We start from the raw sequence: 6,852 nt of genomic DNA on the forward strand, positions 1-6,852 counted from the left end.
CGGCCTGACGGCCCACTTCCGGATCGGCGCCCGCGCCCAAGCCCTTGGTGATGTTGCAGCCGATCTGCAGACCGACTTTCACCTTGGAATGTTTCAACGCTTGCGCGTCGGTATTGATGCAAATGAAATCCACGCCTTCGATACCGGCCTGGATCATGTGAGCGACCGCGTTTCCGCCGCCGCCGCCGACGCCAATCACTTTAATGACCGCGCCTTGGTTTTCTGTATCAGCAAGTACAAACATCGTTAGTCCCCTCAATGTCAGCGAGACAAATCAAATTTCAACTCGACATACGGCCGGTTCAGAGGCCCGCCGCATGTCCCACCTTTTTCCCCAGTCATCCCTTCTTTTGGCCTGCTCCATGGCGTCTCGTCTCAAGTCGTCAAAAATTTCCTTGAAACCAAGCTTTCATACGATCGAACGTACCGCGCACGTTGCCGCTCAACGGCATATCGCGACGTCCACGCAAATAATTCTCCCGGCCATACAGCAATAAGCCGACGCCGGTGGAATGAATCGGATTACTCACCACATCCACCAAGCCGGTGATGTGTTGCGGCACGCCCAGGCGCACCGGCATGTGAAACACTTCTTCGGCCAGCTCCACTGCGCCTTCCATCTTGGCGCTGCCGCCGGTCAACACCACGCCCGCAGCGATGACTTCTTCGAAGCCGGAGCGCCGCAACTCTTCGCGCACCAGAGCAAACAATTCTTCGTACCGCGGCTCGACCACTTCTGCGAGCGTCTGTCTCGCCAGCCGGCGCGGCGGACGATCGCCCACGCTCGGCACTTCGATGGTCTCGTCCGAGTTCGCCAGCTGCGACAACGCGCAAGCAAACTTCATCTTGATCTCTTCAGCGTGATGGGTCGGCGTGCGCAGACTCACCGCGATGTCGTTGGTCACCTGATCGCCGGCAATCGGAATCACCGCGGTGTGCCGAATCGCGCCGCCCGAGAACACCGCGAGATCGGTCGTGCCGCCGCCGATGTCCACCAAGCACACACCCAACTCCTTTTCGTCGTCCGCCAGCACCGAGTAGCTCGACGCAAGCTGTTCCAGCACCACGTCTTCCACCGCCAGGCCGCAACGCTGCACGCACTTGACGATGTTCTGTGCCGCGCTCTCGGCGCCGGTCACGATGTGCACCTTCGCTTCCAGACGCACACCCGACATGCCGATGGGTTCGCGAATGCCTTCCTGGCTGTCGATCAAAAATTCCTGCGGCAGGATGTGCAGAATTTTTTGGTCGGCCGGAATCGCCACGGCGCGGGCCGCGTCGATCACGCGATCCACGTCTTCGGCGGTCACTTCTTTGTTCCGAATCGCCACGATGCCGTGCGAGTTCAGGCTGCGGACGTGACTGCCGGCGATGCCGGCGTACACCGAGTGAATCTCGCAGCCAGCCATCAGCTCGGCTTCTTCCACCGCGCGCTGAATGGACTGCACTGTCGACTCGATGTTCACCACCACGCCACGCTTCAGTCCGCGCGACGGGTGCGAGCCCAAGCCCACCACCTCGATGCGACCTTCGTGGTTGACCTCGCCCACGATGGCCACCACCTTGGAGGTGCCGATGTCGAGGCCGACAATCAAATTGCGGTCATTCTTCCTAGCCATCGGCTCGAGATTCCTCGGCGTCGCGAGCGACGCGGGTAGGGACGTTCCAGCCAACCGAAAAACCGTTGCTGTAACGAAGATCTACATAACTGACTTCGGCTGCACGGGCCGCGACGACCGGGCTCGCTACAGCGATAAACCTTTCCAAACGCGACGGCACGTCCTGACGACCGAGTCGCACGATGACGCCGTTACCCAGCGTCAACTGCCACGCACCGCGCGCATCCAATTCGACCTTGCTCAAGCGCATACCCACACCCAACAGGCGCGGATACGATTCGAGATAAAGCTTCGCGACCTGGCCTTCCGTACCCGGAGGACCATTCAGCTGCGGCAACTCTTGAGGAATGTGCCGCGCGTCGCTCAAAAACAATTCGCCTCGCGTGTTCATCAAACCGGACGCGCCCCAACGCGCCGCTGCGACATGTTCAGTGATGAACACACGCACGCCGTTGGGCCATTTGCGCTCGACCCGAGCGCGATCCACCCAAGGAATGGTTTCCAAAGCGGCGCGCATCGCATCCAGATCCACGGACAGAAAACCTGAACCGCGAAACGGCGCGACCACTTCTTCGATCTGCAACGGCGCGACGCGCTGAAATTGCCCACCGACTTCGACCTTGCCAATCGGCCGATCGAACGACACCACCAAGCCCCACACCATCACGCTGATGCCCACCATCAGCGCCACCACGCCAAGCACAGGACGCAAGCCACCTTCGGTCAACGATGCGACCCAAGGTTGCAGCCGGCCGAGCAGCTCGAACTGCTCGCCCGCACCTTTGCGACGATTGCGCTTGCGTGTGCCCATCATGAGCGGGGCGCTCCTTGACCGGCACGCGGCAGGCTGGTTTCCAACACGCGCCACACCAACTCGTCGAACTCGATGCCGAACACTTTCGCGGCCTTGGGCACCAGCGAATGGCTGGTCATGCCGGGCGCGGTGTTCACTTCCAGCAAATAGTTCTTGCCGTTGCGATCGCGCATGACGTCGACGCGGCCCCAGCCGTAGCAGCCAGCGGTGCGGAATGCTTCGAGCGCCAGCGCACGAATTTCCAGCTCAGCAGCGCCTTCGAGGCCCGGGCAGATGTATTGGGTGTCTTCGGCTTTGTACTTGGCGTGATAGTCGTAGTACTCGCCAGCCGGCACGATACGAATGCTCGGCAGCGCCACGTCACCCAGCACAGCGACCGTCAGCTCCGAACCTTCAATGAGCTGCTCCATCAACATTTCGCCCTGATAGCGCGCCGCCAACGCAACGGCGTTCGGCAGATCGGATTCCTTGAACACGCGAGTGACGCCGACGCTCGAGCCTTCGCATGCCGGCTTCACGATCACTGGCAAGCCGAGATCACGTGCTGCCTTTTCGACATCGCTGTTACGAGCCAGGCGCGCATAACGCGGCGTCGACAAGCCGAGCGACAGCCACACCTGCTTGGTGCGGATCTTGTCCATCGACAGCGCCGAGCCCAGCACGTCCGAGCCGGTGTAAGGAATGCTGAAGGCTTCCAACAAACCTTGCAGAATGCCGTCCTCTCCACCGCCGGCATGACCGTGCAGGATGTTGAACACGCGATTGCAACGCTTCTTCACCACTTCATCGACCAGCGCAGCGATGCCATCGACCTTGTATGCATCGACGCCCTGACGCTGAAGCGCATCCAGACAATTGCTGCCGCTATCCAGCGACACTTCACGCTCGCTCGATGTGCCGCCCATCAGCACTGCGACCCGACCGAAATCTTTCGCGTTAACGACGCGCTTTGGTCCGATCTTGTTTGTTTCAGCCATGACTCACCTCGCCCACGATGCGCACCTCAGTGTTGAGTCGCACACCATGCTTTTGTTCCACCGTCTGTTGCACGTGACGGATCAACGTTTCGATATCGTCGGCCGTCGCCGTGCCGTCGTTGACGATGAAGTTCGCGTGCATCTCGGACACTCGCGCGCCGCCGATGCGAAAACCTTTCAAGCCGCAGGCCTCAACCAAGCGCGCCGCGTGATCGCCGGGCGGATTGGTGAACACTGAACCGCACGACCACTCCTGAATCGGCTGCGTCGCTTTACGCTTCGCCAGCAGTGCACGGATGTCGTCGTTACTCACGCCGGGGCGCAGCTCGAAACGCAGCAGCGCGCCGAGAAACCATTCGTCCTTCGGGCCCGACACGTGGCGATAGCCCACCGTGTAGTCAGATGCCGGTCGTTCGTGACGCACACCATTGCGATCGATCGTCGCGACTGACACGACATGCTTCCAAGTCTCGCCACCGAAAGCGCCGGCGTTCATCGCCAATGCGCCGCCGAGCGTGCCCGGAATGCCGGCGAAGAACTCAGCAGGGCCGAGACCCCACTTGATGCATTGTTTGGCGAGCTTGGCGCACGCCACGCCGCTGCCACACCACACCTCGTTGTCACCGCGACGTTCGAGCTCATCGAAGATGCCGTGCGTCTCGATCACCGCGCCGCGAATGCCGCCGTCGCGAACCAACAAGTTGCTGCCCAGGCCGATCCACATCACCGGCGTGCCAGGCTCGAGGCCTTGCAGGAAGCCAGAGACATCGGTCACGTCGAGCGGCGAGAAAAACAAATCCGCCGGACCGCCCACGTGCCAGGACGTGTGCTTCGACATGAGTTCGTCGCGCTTCACTCGCGCGTCGAAATCCGGCGGCAGCGACAGCGCGTTCAAGGCTGCCTCCGCTCGGCGGACAACGTCGTCAACGCACCCGACAACTCCGGCGCCAGCGCGCCGATGCTGCCGGCCCCCATGGTCACGATCACATCGCCATCGCGTGCGATCTGAATCAACGCCCGCGGCAACTCGTCGATCTTCTCGACGAACACCGGCTCGACGCGACCATGAGAGCGCACAGCGCGACAGATCGCTTTGCCGTCTGCGCCTGCAATCGGTGCTTCGCCCGCCGCGTAAACTTCGGTCACGATCAATGCATCGGCGTTGGCCGACAACACGCGCGCGAAGTCGTCGAGCAGATCCCGAGTTCGGGAATATCGATGCGGCTGGAACGCGAGCAGCACGCGGCGATTCGGCCAACCCTGACGGATGGCCTCCAGCGTCGCCGCCAGTTCGGTCGGGTGATGACCGTAGTCGTCGATGATGGTGACCTTGCCGGCCGAGGTCTGCACATCGCCGTACTGTTGCAAGCGACGGTCGACACCGTGGAACGAAGTCAGCGCGGCTTGAATGGCCACATCGCGCACTTCCAGTTCATTCGCCACCGCAATCGCCGCCAGCGAGTTCAGCACGTTGTGCCGGCCCGGCAGGTTCAATTGCACCGACAGCTTGTGACTGGAGCCGCGACGCTCCACGTCGAAACGAGTCTGCACCCCTTCGCGCTGGATGTTCACGGCGCGGATGTCAGCGTCTTCGCTATCGATGCCATAAGTCACGAACGGACGATTGATCCGCGGCAACAAGCTCTTCGCGACCGGATCGTCCGCGCACACCACGGCCAAGCCGTAGAACGGCAAGTTGTGCAGGAAGTCGACAAAGCTTTGTTTCAAGCGTTCGAAGTCGCCGTCATGCGTGCCGAGATGATCGTTGTCCACGTTGGTGACGATGGCGATCATGGCTTGCAGGTGCATGAACGACGCGTCGCTCTCATCCGCCTCGGCGACCAGATATTTGCCGGTGCCCAGGCGCGCGTTGCTGTCGGCGCTCTTCAAGCGGCCGCCGATCACGAACGTGGGATCGAGCCCGCCTTCGGCCAGGATGGACGCCACCATGCTGGTGGTCGTGGTCTTGCCGTGAGTGCCGGCCACCGCGATGGCGTAACGGAAACGCATCAACTCGCCGAGCATCTCGGCTCGCTGCACGATGGGCACACGACGCGACTTGGCTTCGACCACTTCCGGGTTGTCCGACTGCACCGCTGTCGAGACCACCAACACATCGGCCTGACCGACGTTGTCCGCCGAGTGGCCGAACTTGATCTTGGCGCCGAGCTTGGCCAGCCGCTGCGTGACCGCGTTCGGCTTCAAGTCGCTGCCTTGAACCTCGTAGCCCAGGTTCAACAGCACCTCGGCAATGCCGCCCATGCCGCTGCCGCCGATACCGACGAAATGAATGCGATGGATGCGACGCATGCGATCGATCATGCGACACCTCCCGCAGCAGCCACACACGCGTCGGCGAGACGCACGTCGGCATCGGTGATGGCAACCGAGCGGGCGCGTAGCGCCATCGCCTTCAGTTGCTCACGTCCACCACTCAACAATTTCTTCAACTCCTGCGCGAGACGTTCCGGCGTGAGGTCGCGCTCGGCAATCGAAATGCCGGCCTGCGCATCCACCAGAAACTTTGCGTTCAATGTTTGATGATCGTCGACGGCCGCGGCGAACGGCACGAAGATGGCCGGCAAGCCGGCAGCCGCCAACTCGGACACGGTCATCGCGCCGGAACGGCACACGACCACATCGGCCCAGCTGTACGCTTCCGCCATGTCGGTAATGAAGGCGCGAATGTCAGCCTGCACACCGTGCTTTTCATACGTTTCGCGCACCGTCGCAAGATGACGCTCGCCCGCTTGATGAATCACGACGGGACGAGATGCCGCATCGATGGTCGCAAGCGCGGCCGGCACGGTCGCGTTCAGTTTCATCGCGCCTTGGCTGCCGCCGATGATGAGCAAGCGAATCGGCCCTTCGCGGCCAGCGAAGCGCTGTTCGGGCGAAGCGATGCTTGCGATCTCACGTCGCACCGGATTGCCCACCTGCTCGGCGTGCGTGCCGGACGGGAAGCTCTTCGGAAATGCTTCGAGCACGCGCCGCGCGAGTTTCGCCAACATGCGATTGGTCATGCCCGCGACAGCGTTCTGTTCGTGAATGACCAGCGGCCGACGCGTGAGCCACGCAGCGACACCACCAGGGCCCGCGACGAAACCGCCACAGCCGAGCACGACGGCCGGGTTGCGTTTGCGGATCACCTGCAAGCTCTGCCAGATCGATTGCACGACTTTGAAGGGCGCGAGCAACAACGTCGCCGCACCTTTGCCACGCAAGCCGCTCATCGAAATCCACTCGATTTCGATTTGGGCCGGCGGTACCAGCTTAGCTTCCAATCCTTTGCGTGTGCCCAGCCACACAGGCTCGAAGCCGCGTTCGCGTAGCACACGAGCAGCCGCCAGCGCCGGAAACACATGTCCGCCCGTTCCGCCGGCCATGATTAGAACCGTGCGCTTCATTCGTCACTCTCCACTCGTTCGCGACGAGCAGGGCG

At 62.0% G+C, this 6,852-nt stretch carries 6 protein-coding genes and 1 pseudogene; all 7 read right to left on the bottom strand.

Annotation, left to right across the window (positions count from 1 at the left end; all coding sequences use genetic code 11):
* Nucleotides 1-244, bottom strand: a pseudogene (locus tag JNL55_RS12640) (cell division protein FtsZ); the annotation flags it as partial.
* Nucleotides 245-383: 139 nt separating this feature from the next.
* Complete coding sequence (gene ftsA / locus JNL55_RS12645) at nt 384-1,619, bottom strand: cell division protein FtsA (RefSeq protein WP_293853367.1); 1,236 nt, start codon at nt 1,617-1,619, stop codon at nt 384-386.
* Nucleotides 1,612-2,433 carry a cell division protein FtsQ/DivIB gene (locus tag JNL55_RS12650; RefSeq protein ID WP_293853369.1) on the bottom strand — a complete coding sequence of 274 codons (822 nt, stop codon included), beginning with the start codon at nt 2,431-2,433 and terminating at the stop codon, nt 1,612-1,614. The genes ftsA and JNL55_RS12650 overlap by 8 nt, the downstream gene beginning before the upstream one ends.
* On the bottom strand, nt 2,430-3,410 hold the full coding sequence (locus JNL55_RS12655; protein WP_293853371.1) for a D-alanine--D-alanine ligase: 981 nt from the start codon (nt 3,408-3,410) through the stop codon (nt 2,430-2,432). Before JNL55_RS12655 ends, JNL55_RS12650 begins: the two co-directional genes overlap by 4 nt.
* Nucleotides 3,403-4,305, bottom strand: coding sequence for a UDP-N-acetylmuramate dehydrogenase (gene murB, locus JNL55_RS12660; RefSeq protein WP_293853373.1), 903 nt, complete (start codon nt 4,303-4,305; stop codon nt 3,403-3,405). The genes JNL55_RS12655 and murB overlap by 8 nt, the downstream gene beginning before the upstream one ends.
* The gene (gene murC, locus JNL55_RS12665; RefSeq protein ID WP_293853376.1) at nt 4,302-5,732 is read right to left on the bottom strand and encodes a UDP-N-acetylmuramate--L-alanine ligase; all 1,431 of its coding nucleotides are present in this window, start codon (nt 5,730-5,732) and stop codon (nt 4,302-4,304) included. The genes murB and murC overlap by 4 nt, the downstream gene beginning before the upstream one ends.
* Nucleotides 5,729-6,817: an undecaprenyldiphospho-muramoylpentapeptide beta-N-acetylglucosaminyltransferase gene (gene murG / locus JNL55_RS12670; protein ID WP_293853378.1), complete on the bottom strand. Its 1,089-nt coding sequence runs from the start codon at nt 6,815-6,817 to the stop codon at nt 5,729-5,731. The genes murC and murG overlap by 4 nt, the downstream gene beginning before the upstream one ends.
* Nucleotides 6,818-6,852 lie beyond the last annotated feature (35 nt).

The sequence above is a fragment of the Steroidobacter sp. genome (genome assembly GCF_016790065.1).
Classification (GTDB): domain Bacteria; phylum Pseudomonadota; class Gammaproteobacteria; order Steroidobacterales; family Steroidobacteraceae; genus Steroidobacter.